This window comes from Devosia rhizoryzae (genome assembly GCF_016698665.1).
Lineage (GTDB): Bacteria > Pseudomonadota > Alphaproteobacteria > Rhizobiales > Devosiaceae > Devosia > Devosia rhizoryzae.
This window is the reverse complement of sequence record NZ_CP068046.1, coordinates 3,420,685-3,440,705: the sequence shown is the minus strand read 5'-3', so window position 1 is coordinate 3,440,705 and position 20,021 is coordinate 3,420,685. Positions and strand designations below refer to the sequence as shown.

The 20,021-nt window shown below is 62.8% G+C and carries 23 protein-coding genes; 10 read left to right on the top strand and 13 right to left on the bottom strand.

The features are described from left to right. Positions 1-93: 93 nt before the first annotated feature. From JI748_RS16880 to JI748_RS16870, 3 genes are all read right to left on the bottom strand, one after another. A complete protein-coding gene (locus JI748_RS16880; RefSeq protein WP_201633401.1) occupies positions 94-1,044 on the bottom strand; it encodes a prephenate/arogenate dehydrogenase family protein in 951 nt (316 codons plus the stop codon). After that, on the bottom strand, positions 1,041-2,135 hold the full coding sequence (gene hisC, locus JI748_RS16875) for a histidinol-phosphate transaminase (RefSeq protein WP_201633399.1): 1,095 nt from the start codon (positions 2,133-2,135) through the stop codon (positions 1,041-1,043). Before hisC ends, JI748_RS16880 begins: the two co-directional genes overlap by 4 nt. Before the next feature lie 184 nt (positions 2,136-2,319). Further along, the gene (locus tag JI748_RS16870) at positions 2,320-3,051 is read right to left on the bottom strand and encodes a class I SAM-dependent methyltransferase (RefSeq protein WP_201633396.1); all 732 of its coding nucleotides are present in this window, start codon (positions 3,049-3,051) and stop codon (positions 2,320-2,322) included. A gap of 96 nt (positions 3,052-3,147) precedes the next feature. Here JI748_RS16870 and gloB point away from each other — a divergent pair, with 96 nt between their 5' ends. Continuing rightward, positions 3,148-3,915: a hydroxyacylglutathione hydrolase gene (gloB, locus tag JI748_RS16865; protein ID WP_201633393.1), complete on the top strand. Its 768-nt coding sequence runs from the start codon at positions 3,148-3,150 to the stop codon at positions 3,913-3,915. Positions 3,916-4,066: 151 nt separating this feature from the next. After that, positions 4,067-4,324 carry a hypothetical protein gene (locus tag JI748_RS16860; protein ID WP_201633390.1) on the top strand — a complete coding sequence of 86 codons (258 nt, stop codon included), beginning with the start codon at positions 4,067-4,069 and terminating at the stop codon, positions 4,322-4,324. Here the strand turns inward: JI748_RS16860 and JI748_RS16855 are convergent. Then, positions 4,321-4,770: a hypothetical protein gene (locus JI748_RS16855; protein WP_164532639.1), complete on the bottom strand. Its 450-nt coding sequence runs from the start codon at positions 4,768-4,770 to the stop codon at positions 4,321-4,323. The two genes, JI748_RS16860 and JI748_RS16855, sit on opposite strands and share 4 nt — an antisense overlap. Before the next feature lie 161 nt (positions 4,771-4,931). On the opposite strand from JI748_RS16855, the gene JI748_RS16850 reads away from it, so the two are divergent. Next, a complete protein-coding gene (locus JI748_RS16850) occupies positions 4,932-5,405 on the top strand; it encodes a VOC family protein (RefSeq protein WP_201637467.1) in 474 nt (157 codons plus the stop codon). Positions 5,406-5,594: 189 nt separating this feature from the next. Here the strand turns inward: JI748_RS16850 and fumC are convergent, their stop codons facing one another. The 5 genes from fumC to JI748_RS16825 all read right to left on the bottom strand — a co-directional run bounded on the left by fumC (position 5,595) and on the right by JI748_RS16825 (position 8,806). Beyond that, positions 5,595-6,995 (bottom strand): class II fumarate hydratase, encoded by a 1,401-nt coding sequence (gene fumC / locus JI748_RS16845; protein ID WP_201633387.1) that lies wholly within the window; start codon positions 6,993-6,995, stop codon positions 5,595-5,597. A 114-nt stretch (positions 6,996-7,109) separates the two neighbouring features. Beyond that, entirely contained in the window at positions 7,110-7,289 is a 180-nt protein-coding gene (gene rpmF, locus JI748_RS16840) for a 50S ribosomal protein L32 (protein WP_092425495.1), read from the bottom strand. A gap of 121 nt (positions 7,290-7,410) precedes the next feature. Further along, on the bottom strand, positions 7,411-7,806 hold the full coding sequence (locus JI748_RS16835; protein ID WP_201633385.1) for a type II toxin-antitoxin system VapC family toxin: 396 nt from the start codon (positions 7,804-7,806) through the stop codon (positions 7,411-7,413). Further along, on the bottom strand, positions 7,806-8,045 hold the full coding sequence (locus tag JI748_RS16830; protein ID WP_201633382.1) for a type II toxin-antitoxin system VapB family antitoxin: 240 nt from the start codon (positions 8,043-8,045) through the stop codon (positions 7,806-7,808). The genes JI748_RS16835 and JI748_RS16830 overlap by 1 nt, the downstream gene beginning before the upstream one ends. A gap of 53 nt (positions 8,046-8,098) precedes the next feature. Beyond that, a complete protein-coding gene (locus tag JI748_RS16825; RefSeq protein WP_201633379.1) occupies positions 8,099-8,806 on the bottom strand; it encodes a transglycosylase domain-containing protein in 708 nt (235 codons plus the stop codon). Positions 8,807-8,881: 75 nt separating this feature from the next. Between JI748_RS16825 and JI748_RS16820 the strand changes: the two genes are divergently transcribed. From JI748_RS16820 to JI748_RS16795, 6 genes are all read left to right on the top strand, one after another. Continuing rightward, the gene (locus JI748_RS16820; protein WP_201633376.1) at positions 8,882-9,784 is read left to right on the top strand and encodes a polyprenyl synthetase family protein; all 903 of its coding nucleotides are present in this window, start codon (positions 8,882-8,884) and stop codon (positions 9,782-9,784) included. Then, a complete protein-coding gene (locus JI748_RS16815) occupies positions 9,781-10,419 on the top strand; it encodes an MOSC domain-containing protein (protein WP_201633373.1) in 639 nt (212 codons plus the stop codon). Before JI748_RS16820 ends, JI748_RS16815 begins: the two co-directional genes overlap by 4 nt. Positions 10,420-10,429: 10 nt before the next feature. After that, on the top strand, positions 10,430-10,897 hold the full coding sequence (locus JI748_RS16810) for a YbaK/EbsC family protein (RefSeq protein ID WP_201633370.1): 468 nt from the start codon (positions 10,430-10,432) through the stop codon (positions 10,895-10,897). Next, complete coding sequence (locus JI748_RS16805; protein ID WP_233280568.1) at positions 10,879-11,517, top strand: class I SAM-dependent methyltransferase; 639 nt, start codon at positions 10,879-10,881, stop codon at positions 11,515-11,517. The genes JI748_RS16810 and JI748_RS16805 overlap by 19 nt, the downstream gene beginning before the upstream one ends. Before the next feature lie 97 nt (positions 11,518-11,614). After that, positions 11,615-12,043 (top strand): PACE efflux transporter, encoded by a 429-nt coding sequence (locus JI748_RS16800; protein ID WP_201633364.1) that lies wholly within the window; start codon positions 11,615-11,617, stop codon positions 12,041-12,043. A gap of 38 nt (positions 12,044-12,081) precedes the next feature. Then, positions 12,082-12,375, top strand: a complete 294-nt coding sequence (locus JI748_RS16795; protein WP_201633361.1) for a hypothetical protein — start codon at positions 12,082-12,084, stop codon at positions 12,373-12,375. An 84-nt stretch (positions 12,376-12,459) separates the two neighbouring features. Here JI748_RS16795 and ispG read toward each other — a convergent pair whose 3' ends face one another. Continuing rightward, positions 12,460-13,701, bottom strand: coding sequence for a flavodoxin-dependent (E)-4-hydroxy-3-methylbut-2-enyl-diphosphate synthase (gene ispG / locus JI748_RS16790; RefSeq protein ID WP_201633359.1), 1,242 nt, complete (start codon positions 13,699-13,701; stop codon positions 12,460-12,462). A gap of 114 nt (positions 13,702-13,815) precedes the next feature. On the opposite strand from ispG, the gene JI748_RS16785 reads away from it, so the two are divergent. Continuing rightward, a complete protein-coding gene (locus JI748_RS16785; RefSeq protein WP_201633356.1) occupies positions 13,816-14,172 on the top strand; it encodes a YkvA family protein in 357 nt (118 codons plus the stop codon). A 150-nt stretch (positions 14,173-14,322) separates the two neighbouring features. Here JI748_RS16785 and pyc read toward each other — a convergent pair whose 3' ends face one another. From pyc to JI748_RS16770, 3 genes are all read right to left on the bottom strand, one after another. Further along, positions 14,323-17,763 (bottom strand): pyruvate carboxylase, encoded by a 3,441-nt coding sequence (pyc, locus tag JI748_RS16780; protein WP_201633353.1) that lies wholly within the window; start codon positions 17,761-17,763, stop codon positions 14,323-14,325. A 104-nt stretch (positions 17,764-17,867) separates the two neighbouring features. After that, positions 17,868-18,284: a TIGR01244 family sulfur transferase gene (locus JI748_RS16775; RefSeq protein WP_201633350.1), complete on the bottom strand. Its 417-nt coding sequence runs from the start codon at positions 18,282-18,284 to the stop codon at positions 17,868-17,870. Positions 18,285-18,396: 112 nt separating this feature from the next. After that, positions 18,397-19,911: a putative bifunctional diguanylate cyclase/phosphodiesterase gene (locus JI748_RS16770; protein WP_201633347.1), complete on the bottom strand. Its 1,515-nt coding sequence runs from the start codon at positions 19,909-19,911 to the stop codon at positions 18,397-18,399. Positions 19,912-20,021 lie beyond the last annotated feature (110 nt).

Sequence of the window (20,021 nt, the reverse complement as noted above, 5' to 3'; positions counted from 1 at the left end):
GGGGATGCTTCAGCGAGGGTGGAGAGATCCCCCTCACCGACTCGGCTACGCCGAGCCACCTCTCCCCGATGGGGAGAGGAACAAGAAGGAGCCTTAAGCCTCGTCGCTCTCTCTTAAAGTTGCCGGCGCCGCCTCATGCGGGCGGCCAAAATCGGCAGCTGCGGTTTCCTGGCCGGCATTGATGATCGAGCGGCGAATGGCGCGGGTGCGGGTAAACATTTCTTCCAGCGCCGGACCGTCGCCGGTCCGTACCGCGCGTTGCAGCACCGAAAGATCCTCGAGAAAACGGCCCAGCATTTCAAGCACCGCATCGCGATTGGTCAAAAAGACGTCGCGCCACATCACCGGGTCGGACGCAGCGATACGCGTAAAATCGCGGAAGCCCGAGGCCGAGAACTTGATGACTTCCGACTTGGTGTCGGCTTCAAGATCGGCCACGGTCCCCACGATATTATAAGCGACCAGATGGGGCACATGGCTGGTGATGGCGAGCACCATGTCGTGATGCGCCGCATCCATGCATTCCACATTGCTGCCCATGGCGCGCCAGAAGCCGACCAGCTTGTCGGTCTGCTCCTGCGGCACTTCCGGTCCCGGCGTCAGCACGCACCAGCGACCGCTGAAAAGCTCCGCAAAGCCTGCTCCGGGCCCGGAATGCTCGGTCCCCGCCAGCGGGTGACCGGGGATAAAAGCGACGCCGGGCGGCACGTACGGCCCGACGACCTTGTGCACATGCGCCTTTACCGAACCGACATCGGACAAGATCGCACCCGGCTCCAGCGCCGGCGCAATTGTTTTGGCCAAGGCTTCGTAGGCGCCAACCGGAGCGCAGAGGATCACGAGATCAGCGCCGCGCACCGCTTCGGCGGCATCGAGCGTATAGATGTCGCCCAGAGTAAGCGCCCGCGCCTCGTCCAGCGTTTCCGCCCGCCGCGTGGCGATAGCGATCGTCTCTACAAGACGATGCCGGCGCGCCGCTAACGCGATCGAGGACCCGATCAGGCCGATACCGATCAGCGCAAGTTTCTTGAATTGTGCGCTCATCCGACCTTCACCAAAGCCTGTAGAATGCCAGCCACGCCGCGCATGGCTTGCTCACTGCCGATCGAAATGCGCAAGGCATCATGGATGCCGTAGGAGGCGCCGACCTCGCGCACCACCAGCCCCCGCTCCAGCAAGGTCGTGAACGCCAGAGCCGCATGCTCGGCATCGGGAAACTGCACCAGGATGAAATTCGCCTGGCTCGGAATGACGCGCATATGGTTGCCGTCGAGCTCCGCTGTCAGCCAGTCGCGCCACTGCGCGTTGAAACTCTTGAGCCGCTCGGTGAATTCGGTGTCCCGCGCTGCAGCCGCTCCTGCCATCTGCGCCGGCAGGTTGACGTTGAACGGCCCGCGAATGCGATGAATGGCATCGACCACATGCGCCGGCCCGAACATCCAGCCGATCCGCGCGGCCGCCAGCCCCATCTTGGAAAAGGTGCGCACCATGACGACATTGTCGGCCTCACGCACTAGATCGCTGCCGACGGTGAAATCGTCCGCGGTGACATACTCGGCATAGGCATTGTCGATGACCAGCAAAATGTCGGGACTAAGCCACGCATGCAGCCGCCGTACTTCCGCATCGGGCAAATAGGTGCCGGTCGGGTTGTTCGGGTTGGCGAGCCACACCACCTTGGTGCGCGGCGTCACGGAGGCAAGCAGCGCGTCGACATCGGCGGTGAAATCCGTCTCGTCGACCATGACGATGCGGGCGCCGGCTGCCTGGGTGATGATCGGATAAACTGAAAAACCATAGCGGTTCATCACCGCCTCATCGCCTTCGCCAAGATAAGTCTGCGCCAGAAGGTGGAGGAGATCATCCGACCCATTGCCGCAAACGATCAGCGCCGGATCGAGCCCATGCACCTCGCCCAGCGCCTCGCGCAACAGGCGCGACGACCCTTCCGGATAGATTTCGAGCTGCTGCGCGGCCGCGGCAAAGGCCTCGATGGCCTTGGGACTGGCCCCAAGCGGAGACTCATTGGCCGAAAGCTTGATCGCCTTGCTTCCCGGCGCCCCGGCCTTGCCGGGCAGATAGGGCGCAATATCGAGAATGCCAGGTTGCGGGAGGGGACGAACGGGATCGGACATTGGACAAGTCTGCGGCGGAAAATTCGCGCGGACCATAGGCGGGTTGAGGGTCGAAAGCAAAGGGTGTCGCAATCTGCCAATACCCCCACCCGGCCTCCCCCGTAAGTCGGGGGAGGAGCTCGATAGAGTCTAAACCAACGGCCGGACTGCTCTCCCTTCTGCGGGGGGAGGCTGGGTGGGGGTTCTACCCCGACCGCGCCGTTGCCGGCGACAGACCCGGCACGCGCACATAGCGTTCGGCCTTCTTGCGCCGCGGCACTGCCGGAAATGCCTCCTTGCGCGCCCGCACGCAGATCACCCCGCTCATCGCCGGCCCGAAGAGGCGCCCGAACCGCTCGAAAAAACGCGGATATTTCAGAACGAACCGCGACTGAAACGGGGGCAGGAACAAAGCGTCGCGCCAGGCTTCCGGTACGAAACTATGATCCCGCAGCAGCTTTTCGAGCTGGCTTCCGGAATAAGGATTGCCCTGGCCGAACGGCGTATTGTCGCGCTGCGCCCAGATGCCCCGCCGCCGCGGCACCACCAAGAGCAGATGCCCATTGGGCGCCGTGACCCGCCACAGCTCGCGCATCAGCTCTTCGGCATCCGCCACATGCTCGAGCGCGTGAATGGCAATGGTGAGATCGACCGCGGCATCGGTCAGCGGCATTTCCAGCGGATCGCAGAGAACGGTATGGGACGGACCCTCACGCGGCCAGGCCGAAGCCCCCTGCCGCGCCGGCATGAAGGCCAGGACGCGCTCGGCTTTCTCCAGCGTAAAGCGGAGATAAGGCGTCGAAAAGCCAAGCCCCAGAACCCGCTTGCCGCGCACATCGCCGGCCAAATCCGTGACCTGCTCGCGCACCAAGGCGCGCGACAGCCGGCCAAGCGGCGATTTGTAATATCCGATAAGGCGCGAGACATCGCTGGTCATTGGGCAAACTTAGGAAACCGCCCGCCGCTTGTCCAACCCCGGCTTGCCATCCGCAGGAGGCATCCCTAGCTTGCAGCCAAACCAAAGGATATGCCCATGGCCCTCATCGTCGACGTCTTTCCCGCCCGCCAAGACAATTACGGCTACCTGGTGCATGACGAGGCCACGGGCCGCACCGCCGCCATCGACGCGCCCGAAGCCAAGGCCATCCGCGACGCACTGACCCGCCGCGGCTGGACCCTCTCCGACATCTTCATCACCCATCACCATATCGACCACGTGGAAGCCATTCCCGAGCTCAAATCCGCCTTCGGCGCCCGCGTCGTCGGTCCGCGCGCCGAGGCCGACAAGATCGAGGGGCTCGATGAACTCGTGGGCGACGGGGATGTGGTGACGCTCGGCGAAACAACCTTCGAGGTGATGGATGCGCCCGGCCACACGCTGGGCCACATCGTCTTTTACGACCGCGACGGTGGGCACCTTTTTTCCGCCGACGCGCTCTTCTCGCTCGGCGTCGGCCGCATGTTCGAAGGTAAGCCCGGGCCCATGTGGGAAGGCGTCAAGCGCCTCCGCGACCTGCCAGACGAGACGCTGGTCTATTGCGGACACGAATATACGCAGTCCAATGCCCGCTTTGCCCTCTCGGTGGACCCCGACAACGTCGCCCTGCAGCAGCGCGCTGCCGATGTCGATGCATTGCGGGCAGAAGGCAAGCCCACCATCCCGTTCAAGCTCGGCGAAGACAAACGCGCCAATCCCTTCCTTCGCGCCGATGCACCCGAACTCGCGGCCTATTACGGGCTCGAAGGCAAAGAGCCTTCCGAGGTGTTCGCCGCCATCCGCAAGGGCAAGGACAACTTCTAGGCGCGCCATTTCCCTGTGAAGTGATCCAAGCCCAGGGATCGAAATCTCTTAACGAGCTGTTACCATCTGGCATGGCGCTTGCCCCTTAGCGAGCAGGCGCCGCTGCCTCTGCCCCATAACGGGACAGGGCGGCCCTGGATGGTACAGCGTGATGTCGGATCTGGATCAAAGCGAAACCCTGAGCGCACTGCCGGTCACCACCGGCACGGTCGACCCGCGACCCTCGCTCGCACGCTCCGCTCCGACTGCGGCCTTCGTCAGCCAACTCATCGCCGCGCGAGACCGCATGGCACCGCAACGCGCTCGCCGCCAGGGCACGCCGGAAGCGGCGACCAGCGCCTACAATAACGGCGCCCGGATCGCCGAGCGCCGCATGCCGGCCGGCTATCGCAAGACTGTTGTCGTCTAGCTCATCGAAACGTCGCGGCTGGCGCTGGTGATCGAGACCGTAAAGCCCGCGACCACATCGATCAGGCTCATCACCATGAGCAAAAAGAACACCGAGCTCGACGCGGCGCCGACCAGCAGGAATTCGATCAGGAACACGACGAACAGCACCATAGAGAGCATATGCTCGATGATAGAGTTTCGCGATGTGCCGGTGGATTTCAGCACTTCGACAAACAGCATAATGATGCCGACAACCAGCAGCAGATCGCCTGCGGTGACCGCCCAGGGCATGCCCGACGGCATCGGAATGGCAAAGAGCCCAGCGCCCCAATTGACCGGATTGCCGCCGAAAAACAGAAACACGACGAGGTTGTAGAGCAGAAACGGCACGACCAGCAGCGGCACGATGAAGCTGTTGCCGCGCGGGCGCAGAGGATGGGTGGGCAGGACGACGGTTTCGCTCATGGCTGGCCTCGGTGAGAGTAGAGGGAAGATGCCAGAAGGAGGCGTTGCGCGGAAGAGCTTGGAAAAAGATCGGGAGGGGCGTTCAATTCCCGTCCCGTCAACCGTCGTCGGCATGAAGCTGTCGATCGGTGGCAGCGCAGATCGAGGAGAACCTGATGCCAATCGAAAAGAACACCATCGTCCTTTGGTACGATAAGGACGCCGAAGAGGCGGCCCGCTTCTATGCCCAGACTTTCCCCAATTCCGTCGTCGGCGATATCGATCGCGCCCCATCCGACTTTCCGTCCGGCTCGGCCGGCAATGTGATCACGGTGCAGTTCACCGTCCTGGGCATCCCCTGCATGGGGCTGAACGGCGGACCCGGCCCGCAACACACCGATGCTTTTTCCTTCCAGATCGCCACCGACGACCAGGAAGAAACCGATCGCTACTGGAATGCCATCGTTGGCAATGGCGGCCAGGAAAGCATGTGCGGCTGGTGCAAGGACAAGTGGGGCATTTCCTGGCAGATCACCCCCCGCGCCCTCACCAACGCCATGAAAGCCGGCGGCTCCGGCGCTAAGCGGGCGTTCGAGGCCATGATGACGATGCGCAAGATCGACGTGGCGGCGCTCGAGGCGGCTGTGCGGGGATAGTCAATATTATCACAGATCGTCACCCTCGGGCTCGACCCGAGGGCTTTGCACTTTAGGCGCCGCAACGAGAAGCCCCCACCCCACCTCCCCCGGAAAACGGGGGAGGAGCGGGCCGGTGTATGCCGCCGCTGAAGCCGAGCACACGATGCGGCTCCTCCCCCGTCTTTCGGGGGAGGCCGGGTGGGGGTTTTACTTCTTAACCCTGAGCGGTCCCACCATCTGCTCGGGCTTCACTTCCGCATCGAATTCTTCGCCCGTCAGCAGCCCAAGCTCGATCGCCGTTTCCCGCAGCGTGCCGCCATTCTTGTGCGCGGTCTTGGCAATCTTGGCGGCATTGTCATAGCCGATCTTGCGGTTGAGCGCGGTGACCAGCATCAGCGACTGATCCACCAGCTGCTTGATGCGCTTGCGGTCCGGCTCGATGCCGATGGCGCAATTGTCGTTAAAGCTCTTCGCCGCATCGGCCAGCAGCCGCACCGACTGCAGGAAGTTGTAGGCGATCACCGGCTTGAACACGTTGAGCTCGAAATTGCCTTGCGATGCGGCAAAGCCGATGGCGGCATCATTGCCCATCACCTGCGCCACGACCATGGTCATGGCTTCGGACTGCGTCGGATTGACCTTGCCCGGCATGATCGACGAGCCCGGCTCGTTCTCCGGAATGGTGATTTCACCCAAGCCTGAACGCGGACCGGACGCCAGCCAGCGCACGTCATTGGCAATCTTCATGAAAGCGACGGCGAGCTGCTTGAGCGCACCCGAAGTGCCGACAAAGGCGTCGTGCCCAGCCAGCAGCGCGAACTTGTTGGGGCCGGTCACGAAGTCATGGCCGGTGAGCTCGGCAATTTCCTTAGCCACGGCCACGGCATAGTCGGGATGCGCATTGAGCCCTGTGCCGACCGCCGTGCCACCGAGCGCCAGTTCCTTGAGCTGTGGCATCGTCGCCTTGATGGCGGCGACAGCATAATCGATCTGCGCCACCCAGCCGGAAATCTCCTGGCCCAGCGTCAGGGGCGTTGCATCCTGAAGATGCGTGCGGCCGATCTTGACCACGTCCATGAACTCTTCGGATTTTTGCGCCAGCGTGTCGCGCAAGAGCTGAACGCGCTCGTAGAGGTAGTTCTCGACCGCCTCGACCGCCGCGATATGCATGGCCGTCGGATAGGTGTCGTTCGAGCTCTGGCTCATATTGACGTGGTCATTGGGGTGGACGGGCTTTTTCGATCCCATCGTGCCGCCGGCCATTTCGATGGCACGGTTGGAGATGACCTCGTTGACATTCATGTTCGACTGCGTGCCCGAACCGGTCTGCCAGACCACCAGCGGAAAATGATCGGCAAGCCTGCCCTCGATCACCTCATCGGCGGCGGCAACCACGAGGTCCCGGGTGGCCTCGTCCATGAGACCGAGCTTGTGGTTGGCGAGCGCCGCGGCCTTTTTTAGGATGCCGAAAGCGCGGATGATCTCGGCCGGCATCTTCTCGCCACCGATATCGAAGTTCATGAGCGAGCGGGCGGTCTGCGCGCCATAATACTTGTCGGTCGGGACCTCGATCGTGCCCATGGTGTCCGATTCGACGCGCGTGCTCATCAAGTGCTTCTCCGGCTGGGCCGCTCCCTGGCGGCAAACGAAAACGGCCGACCCTGTTGGGGGCCGGCCGCTCAATAACATGATCTAGCGCATAGGCGCCAAGTGCCTTTCGGCTTAGTTCTTTGCCGCGAGGATCTGACGGCCGCGATACATGCCGCTCTTGAGATCGACGTGGTGCGGACGACGCAGCTCACCCGAATCCTTGTCTTCGACATAGGTAGGGTTGGCAATCGCATCGGCCGAGCGACGGAAACCGCGCTTCATCGGCGAGGTCTTGCGTTTTGGCACTGCCATGGTGGTACTCCGAAAATCAAAATCGTTGCGCCGCCAAAAGCGGCCAGAGACGTGTCTCTGTCAGGATTGGTGGGCTCTATAGAGCAACCGCGCCCGCTTGGCTAGAGCAATTGTCGCCGCTCTAGGCCGCAGGGATATCGGTGTGAACAAAATCATTGCCCCTGTAGAGCAAGGGCACGCCATGCACCTGCGCGCAGGCATAGGCAAAGCAATCCCCCATGTTCAAGTCGGCAGGATGACGGCCTTTCCCGAAATGGGCAAACGCCGTGATAGCGACCCGGCCAACCTTGTCATCGACATCGATCACAGTGGCGCTGGTTTCAGAGATAAAAAAGTCGACCATGGCCTCGGCCTCGTCGATCGGGCATTGGCGCTTCCGGGCGAGCCCTGCCACCGTCTCATAGATCGACATCGGCGACATCATCACCACGGGCGCCGTGTCGAGACGTGCCGCCAATTCCGCTGCATCCTCCTCACCGCTAAGAATCGAGATCGCGGCGGAGGCATCCACGAACATCAGGCATCTCCCGACAAGTCATCGAAAAATGCCTTGTCCGCTCCCTCCGCGCGAGCGGGAAACGACTGGTAGTGCTGGACTACGGGTGCCAGGCGCTCGCTCAGCGGAACGACATGACGCTGGCGCGCGTATTCGGACTCAACGGCCTCGCGAATAGTCTCGGTCAGGCTCTTGTTCTTGAGTTGAGCCAGGCGACGAACTGCCCGGTCCGTACTCTCATCCCGCACATAAAATGCCATCGTATATACCTCCGTCGAAAGAGTATATACTAATCACTCGCAGGTTCAAGATATCAAAGCGCCAGCCTGCCGCCCGGCCCGACGCAGGCGGCTCTCTCCCCATATTGCTGCGCCCGGCCCGCGACGATGTCGGCGAGACGCAACAGCCCGACATTGGGCGAAGCCGGGAGGCGGACAAGGGGGTTCGGCAGGGTGACGGCGAGGAGGCTGGCCGTGCGCCAATCAAGGTTCTGCGGCTCTCGGCCGAAGGCGCGATAGGAGCCCGCGACGACGCCGAACTGCCCCTCCGGTCCCCATTCGGCAATGTTGAGATAGATTTCCATGATGCGCTTCTTGGGCATGACCAAGTCAATATAGAGCGCGAGCGGCACTTCGAGCGCCTTGCGCAGGGCGCTTTGCCCGTTCCACAAGAAGAGATTGCGCGCCACCTGCATGGTGATGGTGGAGGCGCCGCGCGTTTCCCGTCCGGCCAGGTAATTGTCGATCTCGACCCGGAGCGCCGTGAAATCGACGCCCCAATGACGGCAGAACTGGCCGTCTTCGGAGAGGATTACCGAGGCCTTGAGCCGGTCCGAAATCTCGTCGATCGGCCGCCAGTCCCGATCCACCGGCTGGCCGGTCACGAGGCGCGCCAGCATGGGCACCGAGATCGGCGGCACGACCAGGTAAACCGGCGTCAGCACCAGCGGAATGGCCACCAGCACGGCAAGGATGCCGAGCGGAAGGCGCAAGTGCCGGAGGAAGGATTTGCGTCGGGCCATGGGGCTTCAATAACGACGGCTTTGGAGGAGGCCAAGGCCCTTGCCGCCCCCAAGCCAAACCGCTAGCACATCCTCATGTATGACTTTTCCGCCGACAGCGCCGATTGTGCCCGTGCCGTTGAGGCGGGGCTTTCCGAATACCTGACCGGCGCGCGACTTTCGGGGCCGGGGCCCGTGGCGGAGCGGCTGGTGGCGGCCATGCGTCACGGCAGCCTCGAAGGCGGCAAGCGCCTCCGTCCGCTTCTCGTGCGCCAGTCGGCGGCGATCTTTTCCTTGCCCAAGGATCAAACCCTGCGCGCCGGTCTCGCCATCGAAATGGTGCATTGCTATTCGCTGATCCACGACGATCTCCCGGCCATGGACGACGACGATCTCCGCCGCGGCCGGCCGACCGTGCACAAGGCCTATGACGACGCGACCGCCATCCTCGCCGGCGATGCCCTCCTCACCCAAGCCTTTGCGGTCCTCGCCGATCCGGCCTGCCATCCCGATGCCGAAACCCGCATCCGCCTTGTCGGCGAACTTGCTGCTGGCAGCGGCACCGGCGGCATGGTCGGCGGCCAGATGCGCGATATCGAGGGCGAACAGGGCGGATTTTCCGAAACCGACATTGCCACCATGCAGGCCATGAAGACCGGCGCCTTGATCCGCGCCGCCGTCCGCATGGGCGCCATTCTCGGCGGCGCCGATGCACGGGCTTTGTCGGCGCTGACCGCCTATGCCGAGGCGGCCGGACGCGCCTTCCAGCTCGCCGATGATATCCTCGACGTCACTGCCACGCCTGAAGCCATGGGCAAGGCCACCGGCAAGGATCAGGACGCCGGCAAGCAAACCGTGGTCAGCCGCCTCGGCGTTGATGGCGCCCGCAAAATGCTCGACGGCATCGTCAACGAGGCGCTTTTGGCACTGCGCACATTTGGTCCCAAAGCCGATGGCCTGCGCGCCACGGCGCGCTACTTCGCGGTGCGACAGAAATGAGCGTGGGCACGCTCCTCGCCGTTTGCATCGGCCAACCGCGGCCCATCCCCGGCATGCGCGCCAAGACCGGCATCTATAAGGAACCCATCCAGGGCCCTGTCGGGATCAAGACGCTCGGCATTGCCGAAGACGCCGTGCTCGATACCCGGCACCACGGAGGCCGCGACCAAGCCATCTATGTCTACTTCCAGGACGACTACGATTCGTGGACGGGCGAGCTTGGCTACGCGCCACAGCCGGGATCCTTTGGCGAGAACCTCACGATAGAAGGCACGACCAGCGCCGAGACCGCCATTGGCGACCGCTTCGCCATCGGCGACACCTTGCTTGAAGTCACCTATTATCGACAGCCTTGCCTTACTTTTTCGGCCAAGATGGGCGACCCGCGCTGGCTGAAGCGCTTCCAGCGTGCCAATCGCCCCGGCCCCTATTGCCGGGTGCTCGCCGAAGGCACTGTCACCGCTGGCATGGATGTGCGCATCACGCCCTATGCCGGCGAGCGCGTCACCGTCAGCGAGCTTATGGCGCTCGACGGCAAGGACATTCCACTCGACTTCATCCGCCGCGCGGTAACCACGCCGATCCGCGAGAAAACCCGCTTCAAATACGAGACGCGGCTGGCAAGCCTGTTCTGAAAGGACATCCATGAGCCTCCAGTCCGTCCGCGAAGACCTTGCGGCCCGCGCCCCCGATCTCGACGTCATCGTCACCGATGCCTCGACCGCCACGGTGCAACTGGCAGCGGAAGTGCATGGCGTGGCGCCTGGCCAGATCGCCAAGACGCTTTGCATCCGCGTACGCGACGAGGAAGTGCTGCTCGTCACCCGCGGCGATGCGCGCCTCGACAACGGCAAGTCCAAGACGGCCTTCGGCGGCCGTCCGCGCATGCTGGGTGCCGAAGACGTCTTGCGGCTCACCAGCCACCAGGTTGGCGGCGTCTGCCCCTTCGGTCTGCCCGCGCCGCTGCCGATCTATCTAGACGTCTCGCTCAAGATCTATGACCTCGTCATTCCCGCTGGCGGCGACACCCATGCCTCGGTAAAACTGACAGTCGAGCGGCTGGCGGAACTGTGCGGCGGCAAATGGGTCGATGCGTGCCAGCTTCCCGAGTGAACCCGTCGACGCAACAATTTATTCGTGAGCGGTTGGTTCTGGCGCCCCTCCCCTTTCGCCCCGACGTTTCGCTTTACCGCCCAACGCCCAAAAGCGGCCTCATCTCGTGGCTGACGGAGCAGGCCCGCGCCGACGAACCGCCCTATTGGGCCTATGCCTGGGCTGGCGGCGCAGTGCTCGCCCTTCATCTGGTGAGCCACCCTGAGCTCGTCGCCAACAAGACCGTGCTCGATTTCGGCGCTGGCGGCGGGCTGGTTGCCATCGCCGCAGCCAAAGCCGGAGCGACGGTCACCGCCTTCGAACCCGACCCGATCGGACGCGCGGCGATCGCACTCAACGCCGAAGCGAACGGCGTCAGCATTGCGATAAGCGACGCAATCGTGGAGGCGGAGGTGGTACTCGCCGGAGATGTCTTCTACGACGCGGAGGTCACAACAGCGACCCTGTCCGCCCTCAGCCGCATGGCCGCACAAGGCAAACGCGTCCTGGTCGGAGACCCCTTCCGGCGCAACCTGCCCTTGGACCATCTCGAACTCATCGCAGAATACCGCGTCCCCGATTTCGGCAGCGATGCCCCGATCCGCTCGGGCGTTTTCGCACTAAAGCCGCCCAAGCCTTGAGTTCCGTGCGCGCTCGGCCTAGATAAAGCCTCGCGAGGACGACCTCCCCCGGTTCGGGATCTTTTGCGCGGGACGGCCCGGCTTTCGGAAGTTTCCCATGCGCACCACCGCAGATCGTCTTCGCCACGCCATCAGCTTCGAAATCTTGGGCGTTCTGATCGCCACCCCTTTGGCTGCTTTCGCCTTCGGTCTCCACGCCGGCGACTCGGCCATCATTGTCATTGGCAGCGCCACCGTTGCCATGGCCTGGAACTACGTCTTCAATCTCCTTTTCGACCGCGCCATGGTCCGTTTTGCCGGCACGACGCTGAAGACGCCGGCGCTCCGCATCGCCCATGCCGTGCTGTTCGAGATCGGGCTCCTGATCATGCTGATGCCGCTGATCGCGCTCTATCTGGGCATCTCGCTGTGGCAGGCGCTGCTGCTCGATATGGGCTTTGCGCTCTTCTACATGCTCTATGCGCTGGTCTTTAACTGGGCTTACGACCGCGTTTTCCCGCTGCCGGAGTGGCACCAAAAAGCCTGATTGGGTTGCAACACTGCGCAGACCCAGAAGGAGAGATTATGCTCAAGCCTATTGCCGTTCTCGCCATCAGCCTTGCTGCACTGGGCAGCGCTCAGGCCGCCTCCGAAGACGCCTGGGCAGAATTCGCCGCTGAAGTGGAAACGGCTTGCCTCACGGCAACAGCCGAAGCCCTGCCGGGCGCGACCGCAACGGTCGATCCCTTTGGCAGCGAGAGCTATGGCCTCGCCATCGTCTCGACCGACACGACCAGCATCGTCTGCGTCTTCGATAAAGAGAGCAAAGCCGTCGAGATCGGCGGCGAATTGCCGGTCATGGTGATGGCGACCGAATAGCCTAGATCTGGCCCATGAGCTTGAGCCCGCCAAGCACCAGGATCAGCATGGCGAGCCAGAACAGGCGCCGTTGATTGCGTCCATTCATTCGGCGGCGGTCTTCTGGCCGTTGCCGAATTTCTGCTCGATATAGTTGGCGACCATCACTTTGAACTGGTCGGCAACATCGGCGCCACGTAGCGTCGCGACCTTTTGGCCATCGACGAAAACCGGCGCCGCCGGCGTTTCGCCCGTGCCCGGCAGCGAAATGCCGATATTGGCGTGCTTCGACTCCCCCGGCCCATTGACGATGCAGCCCATCACGGCCACCGACAGTGCCTCAACGCCCGGATAACGTTCCTTCCACTCCGGCATTGAGGAGGTCAGGTGATCCTGGATCTCCTTTGCCAGCGTCTGGAACGTAGTCGAGGTCGTCCGGCCGCAGCCAGGGCAAGCAGCAACCACGGGCAGGAACTGGCGGAAGCCCATGGTCTGTAGCAATTCCTGCGCCACCTTGACCTCGGTGGTGCGATCGCCACCTGGCTCGGGCGTCAGCGAGATGCGGATCGTGTCGCCGATACCCTGCTGCAAAAGAATGCCGAGCGCTGCCGAGGACGCCACAATGCCCTTCGAGCCCATGCCGGCTTCGGTAAGGCCCAGATGCAGCGCATAATCGCAGCGCGCGGCGAGGTCCTGGTAGACGGCAATGAGGTGCTGGACGTCAGACACCTTGGTCGAAAGAAGGATCTGCTCGCGCCGCATGCCCAGCTCTTCGGCCCGCGCCGCAGACAACAGGGCCGACTGGATGATCGCCTCGCGCTGCACCGCAGAAGCCGAAATCGGCGCTGCCGAAACGGCATTCTCGTCCATCAGCCGCGTCAGCAGCTCTTCATCGAGCGAACCCCAGTTGACGCCGATGCGCACCGGCTTGTTGTAGCGGTTGGCGATCTCGATCAGCGTCGCAAATTGCGTGTCACGCTTGGCCTTGAAGCCCACATTGCCCGGATTGATGCGGTACTTGGCAAGGGCCTCGGCGCAAGCCGGATGGTCGGTAAGCAGCTTATGGCCGATATAATGGAAGTCGCCGACCAGCGGCACGTCATAGCCCATGAAGGCCAGGCGATCGCGGATGATCGGCACCGCCTTGGCGCTCTCGTCGCGATCAACGGTGATGCGAACGATCTCGGAGCCGGCACGTGCCAGCTGCATCACCTGCTTCACCGTCGCATCGATATCGGCCGTGTCGGTATTGGTCATCGACTGGACTACGACCGGGGCACCACCACCGACCATGACCCCACCGACATTAACACCTACCGACTGCCTGCGCGGCGCTGGACCGGCCATTTGATCACCTCGTAACTGGCGCCAGAGATAAGCCGCCGAGCCTATTTGCGCAATGTTACGCTTGCGTGATGAACGAGGTCTTGAACCTTATCGGAGATGGGCCATTTAAGGCTCATGAAAAACCCATTCTCGCCTTTGGCCCTGCTCGGTCGCTTCACCATCGGCCGGTTCTTTATCTTCCGCAAGGAATTGATGATCCTGTGGAAGGCGTTTCGCCACGCGGAGACGCCTTTCTATCTGAAGGCTGCAATGTTGCTCGTGCCGCTCTATCTGGTGAGCCCGATCGACATCATCCCCGACTTCATTCCGTTCCTTGGCATCATGGACGATTTCGTCGTCGTGCCGCTGCTGATGAGCTGGATCGTCTCGCGCCTGCCGCTAGACGTCACCGCCCAGCGCGCCTATGCCCACGCCCCCGGCAATCGCCGTGGCTACGGCCAGACCATCGACGGACAGGGTCGGCGGCTTTAGTTCCTAAAGCATTCTAGACCTCATGGTGAGCTTGTCGATCCACGAGGTCGCAGCCACCGAGTTCCCGACCTCGTCCTTCGACAAGCTCAGGATGAGGTCTTCGGGTCATTAGTATAGGAAAGGCCTGGGATCGCTCCCGGGCCTTTTGTTTTAGTCCAGCCGCACCAACAGGTCCTTGGCATCGATCTGGTCGCCCGGCTTGATCAGCAGTTCGGCCACCGTGCCATCCACTTCGGCGTGGATGGCGGTTTCCATCTTCATGGCTTCAATCGAGCAGAGCACGTCACCAGCCGAAACTTTCTGGCCTTCCTTGACAGCAAGCGTTGAGATGACCCCCGGCATCGGCGCACCGACTTGTCTTGCGTCGCCAGCGGTCGCCTTGGCGCGAACCTTGACTTCGCCGGCCTTCAAGCGATCCGGAACGGTAATGGTGCGGGGCTGGCCGTTGAGATCGAAGAAAACGCGGACTTCGCCCTTCTCATTGGTCTCAGCCCGGCCCTGATAGGTCACGACCAGCGTCTTGCCGCGCTCGATATCGACCAGGAGTTCGTCGCCTTCGCTGAGACCATAGAAATAGACCGGTGTCGGCAGCACTTCGGTCGGCCCATATCGATCCTGGGTCTTTTCGAAGTCGGTATAGACCTTGGGATACATGAGGTAGGAGGCAAGCCGAAGATCGTCCACCGGCATGCCGACCTCTTCGGAAACCTTCTTGCGCTCGGCTTCCAGATCGATCGGCTCGAGGTAGGAGCCCGGCCGTTCGCTCATCGGCGTCCGGCCCTTGAGCACCTTCTTCTGCAGCTTCTCCGGGAAGCCGCCCGGCGGCTGGCCAAGATCGCCCGCAAAGAAGCCGACCACCGAGTCCGGGAAGGCGATGTCCTTGTCCGGGCTTTCGACATCGGCGCGCGAAATGCCGGCCGAGACCATGGCCAGCGCCATGTCGCCGACCACCTTGGACGATGGCGTTACCTTGACGATGTCGCCGAACATCTGGTTGACGTCGGCATAGGTCTGCGCAACCTCGTGCCAGCGCGTTTCCAGCCCTAGCGAACGCGCCTGTTCCTTGAGGTTGGTGAACTGCCCGCCCGGCATTTCGTGAAGATAGACCTCCGAAGCCCCGCCCTTGAGATTGCTCTCGAACGCCGCATACTGGTTGCGCACCGCTTCCCAGTAGAACGAAATCTGCCGGATCGCCTTGGGGTCGAGCTCCGGATCGCGCGCATCGCCTTCAAGCGCTGCAACCAGCGAGCCCAGCGTCGGCTGCGAGGTGGTGGAACTCAAGGCGTCCATCGCCGCATCGACCGCGTCAACCCCGGCTTCCACCGCCGCCAGCACCGTTGCCGCCGAAGCGCCCGACGTATCGTGCGTATGAAGGTGGATCGGCAAGCCAATCTCTTCCTTCAAGACCGACACCAGCTTCTTGGCCGCGGCAGGCTTTAAGAGCCCGGCCATGTCCTTGATGCCCAATACATGGACGCCGGCCGCCTCCAGCTCCTTGGCGAGACCCACATAATATTTGAGGTCATACTTGCTGCGATCGGGATCGAAGAGGTCGCCGGTATAGCAGATCGCCCCCTCCGCGACCTTCCCCTCGGCCGCGACCGCATCGATCGAGACGCGCATGTTCTCGACCCAGTTGAGGCAGTCGAAGATGCGGAAAATGTCGACGCCGCCGCGCGCCGCCTGCTTGACGAAAAACTGCACCACATTGTCAGGATAGTTCGTGTAGCCGACCCCGTTCGAGCCGCGCAGCAGCATCTGCATCAGGATATTGGGCGCGCCCTCGCGCACCCTCGCGAGCCGCTCCCACGGGTCTTCGTTGAGGAAGCGCATGGACACATCGAACGTCGCGCCGCCCCAGCATTCGAGGCTGAAAAGGTTGGGCAGGCCACGCGAATAGCTTTCCGCAATGCGCGTGATGTCGAAGGAGCGCATGCGCGTCGCCAACAGCGACTGGTGCGCATCGCGCATCGTCGTGTCGGTGAAAAGCACGCGCTGTTGCCGCTTCATCCAGTGCGCCAAGCCCATCGGGCCTTCGCGATCGAGGATCTGTCGCGACCCTTCGATGACGATCAACGGCTCGAACTGCGGTACGATCGGCGCCGCGGCATCGGCAGGCGGACGCGGACGATCGCGTACTTCGGGATGCCCGTTGACGGTCACGTCGGCGATATAGCTTAGGAGCTTGGTCGCCCGGTCCTTGCGCGGCTTGAAGTTGAAGAGGTCGGGCGTCGTATCGATGAAGCGCGTCGTGTAGCGGTTCTCGAGAAAGTCCGGATGCGTGATGATGTTTTCAAGAAACGCCAGATTGGTCGCGACACCCCGGATGCGGAACTCGCGCAATGCGCGATGCATGCGGGTGATGGCCTCGTCCGCCGTCGGCGCCCAGCAGGTGACCTTTTCGAGCAGCGGATCGTAATAGCGCGTGATGATGGCGCCCGCATAGGCGGTGCCGCCATCGAGACGCACGCCAAAACCGGTCGCGGCGCGATAGGCGGTGATGCGGCCATAGTCGGGAATGAAATTCTGTTCCGGGTCTTCCGTCGTAACGCGGCATTGGATGGCATTGCCGTTGAGGCGGATATTCTCCTGCAGCGGCACGCCGGACTCCGGCGTCCCGATCACCGCGCCATCCAGCAGATGGATCTGCGCCTTGACGATGTCGATGCCGGTCACCTCTTCGGTGACTGTGTGCTCGACCTGGATGCGCGGGTTCACTTCGATGAAGTAAAACTTGTCGGTATCGGCATCCATCAGGAATTCGACCGTGCCGGCACCCCGGTAGTTCGCGGCATTGCCCAGCCGCACCGCCGCGTCGGTCAGTTCCTTGCGCACGGCGTGGGACAGATATGGGGCCGGCGCGCGTTCCACGACCTTTTGATTGCGGCGCTGCACCGAGCAATCGCGCTCGAAAAGATGGACGAGATTGCCATGGTCGTCGCCGATCAGCTGCACTTCGACGTGGCGCGCACGCTCGATCAGCTTTTCAAGATACATCTCGTCCTTGCCAAACGCCGCCTTGGCCTCGCGCTTGCCTTCCGAGACTTCGTTAACGAGATGGGCTTCGTCCATGATCCGGCGCATGCCACGGCCGCCCCCACCCCAGCTGGCCTTGAGCATCAGCGGATAGCCGATCTCGGCAGCCATGGCCTTGACCGCGTCCATGTCATCCGGCAGCGCGTCGGTCGCCGGCACGACCGGAACATCGGACTTGATCGCCATGTTGCGCGCGGCAACCTTGTTGCCCAGGTCGCGCATGGTCTGCGCCCGCGGCCCGATAAAGGTAATGCCCGCCGCCTCGCAGGCATCCACAAATTCCGGCGACTCCGACAAGAGCCCGTAACCCGGATGGATGGCATCGGCGCCGGAAAGCCGCGCGATGCGGATATATTCGTCGATCTGGAGATACGCTTCGACCGGACCGAGCCCCTTGCCGATCAGATAGGCCTCGTCGGCCTTGAAGCGATGCAGCGCCAGCTTGTCTTCTTCGGCATAGGCCGCGACGGTTTTGAGGCCCAGCTCATTGGCCGCGCGAAACACGCGAATGGCGATCTCGCTGCGATTGGCGACGAGTATTTTCTTCATTGGCATCGATTTAAATTCCGAGCAGGAGGGGCTTGGGACCCGTTGCGCGGGTCCGGCTCAGCAAATGCGACGGAAGGGACGGCAACCCGTCCGTGCCGTCAGAACAAAACTCAGGTGCGGCCGAGATATCCGGCCAGGTGGCTCATGTCGTATCCCGCCTCGGCTGCCTGGGAGATGATCTCCTCGGCCGGCGCCTCACCCGCCTGGCTCAGCGCCCAAAGCGTCGTCGACCGCGTGCCGGAGCGGCAATAGCAGAACACCGGGCCGTTGCTCCCCTCGAGAACGGCCTTGGTATTGGCGACGAGTTCGGGATTGACCCCTTCGCGCCCAAGCGGAATGGCATGGTAGGCAAGCCCGGCAGCCTTGGCGGCGGCTTCGATTGCGGCACCCTCCGGCTGGTCGGGAGATTCCCCGTCCGGCCGATTGTTGACGATGGCGACAAAACCGAGGTCTTTGAGCGTCGCCACATCTTCGGGCTGGATCTGTCCAGAAACGCTGACGTGGTCGTTGATCCGCTTCAAGTCCAAGGCATTGCTCCCAAGCCGGCTGACTACAATGCCGTTATAGCCACGCCGGTCCACCCGACGCAACCATCTGCGGCGCAGTGACGTCATCGACTTCTCGCATAATGCTTTCGGCTCAGGCGGCCTGTGCTGCAGCGTCCACTTGCAGAGCGTGTGGCCGGCCCAGAAGATAGCCTTGCAGCCCGGAGCAGCCCATGCGGGTGAGTAGCTGGAGCTGTGCCTCCGTCTCGACACCCTCGGCAATCACCTCGACCGGCAGCGAGCGCGCGATCTTGATGATCGCATTGATAATCATGGCGTCGATGCGATTGTCGACTGCATTGGTCACATAGGTGCGGTCGATCTTGATGATGTCGAAGGCAAAGCCGCGCAGATATTGGAGGCTGGCATAGCCGGCGCCGAAATCGTCGATGGCGATGCGCACGCCCAGCCGCCGCAGTTCGGCAAGGTTGGCCATGGCGGTGGCGTCGCCATCGAGCGGCACCGTTTCGGTGACCTCGAGGATCAGGCGCTCCGGATCGGTACCGGTTTCGGCAAGAATGGCAAGCACGCGCTGCGCGAAGTCGGCGTGACGCAGCTGCACGGGCGAGACGTTCACGGAGACGGTGGCGCTGCCCAGTGCCGGCAGATCAAGACAGGCGCGGCGCAGCACCCAGGCGCCGAGCTTGTCGATCAGGTCGCTTTCTTCGGCAAAGGGGATGAACTTGGCCGGCGGGATCATGCCACGCACCTTGTGCCGCCAGCGCAGCAGCGCCTCATGCGACTTGACGGTCATGGTCTTGGTGCAAAAGACGGGCTGATAATGGACCTCGAGCTCATCCATGAGGAGCGCTGCCCGCAGTTCCCGTTCCACAAAGCGCCGATACCGCTCATCGGCCAGCATGTCGGTGTCGAACGGCACGACGGTGCGGCGGCCGGAGCGCTTTGCCTTGTAGAGCGCGAGGTCCGCTTTCGAGATCAGGTCCGTGGTCTCCTCGGCGTCGAGCGGCGCGACGGCCACGCCGATCGACGCACTGACGCGCACGGGCCGGCCGGCGATCTGCACCGGCTGATCGAGCTGGCGCAGCAAGGCTTCGCCCAACCGGCGAAGCGCCTGCTTGTTGTCGTGGTCGCGGATCAGGATGCCGAATTCATCGCCACCCAGCCGCCCGATCACGGCGCCGGGAACGACTTCGGCGATCACCCGCACCAGATGCTGCAGGGCCGCGTCCCCCGCCCCATGTCCGGCGCTGTCGTTGAGCACTTTGAGATTGTCGAGATCGAGCTGCATATAGCCGACCGACCGGCGCGACTGGTGATGCACTTCGGCCGAAAGCGCCTCGAGGAAATAAGAGCGCGAGAACACCCCCGTCAGCGCATCCCGATGCGCCGCGGCGCGCGCTGCTTCCGCAGCGACATGGACATCCGTAAGCCGGCGCTTCAGCCAACGATGACCAAGGATCAGCAGCATGCCAAGCACCGCCACATCGGCAAACCAGGCGAGAGGCAAGATGACGTCCTGCACGAACCGGTTATCCACGGTGATGCTGAGATAACGCGTTCCGGCAAGGACTGCGATCACCAGAGCTATGCCGATCGCAAAGTTGCGGTAGCCGTGAAGGATGTTTTCCAGATGCTGATTGCGGCGCATGGCGAGCCTCGATAGTCACCCCAACCTGCCAGCCCAGCACTAAACAAGCGGTAAATACCTAAGGAGAAAAACGTTTGAGGGCAACAAGTTAGACCGGGTTGCGCAGCAGG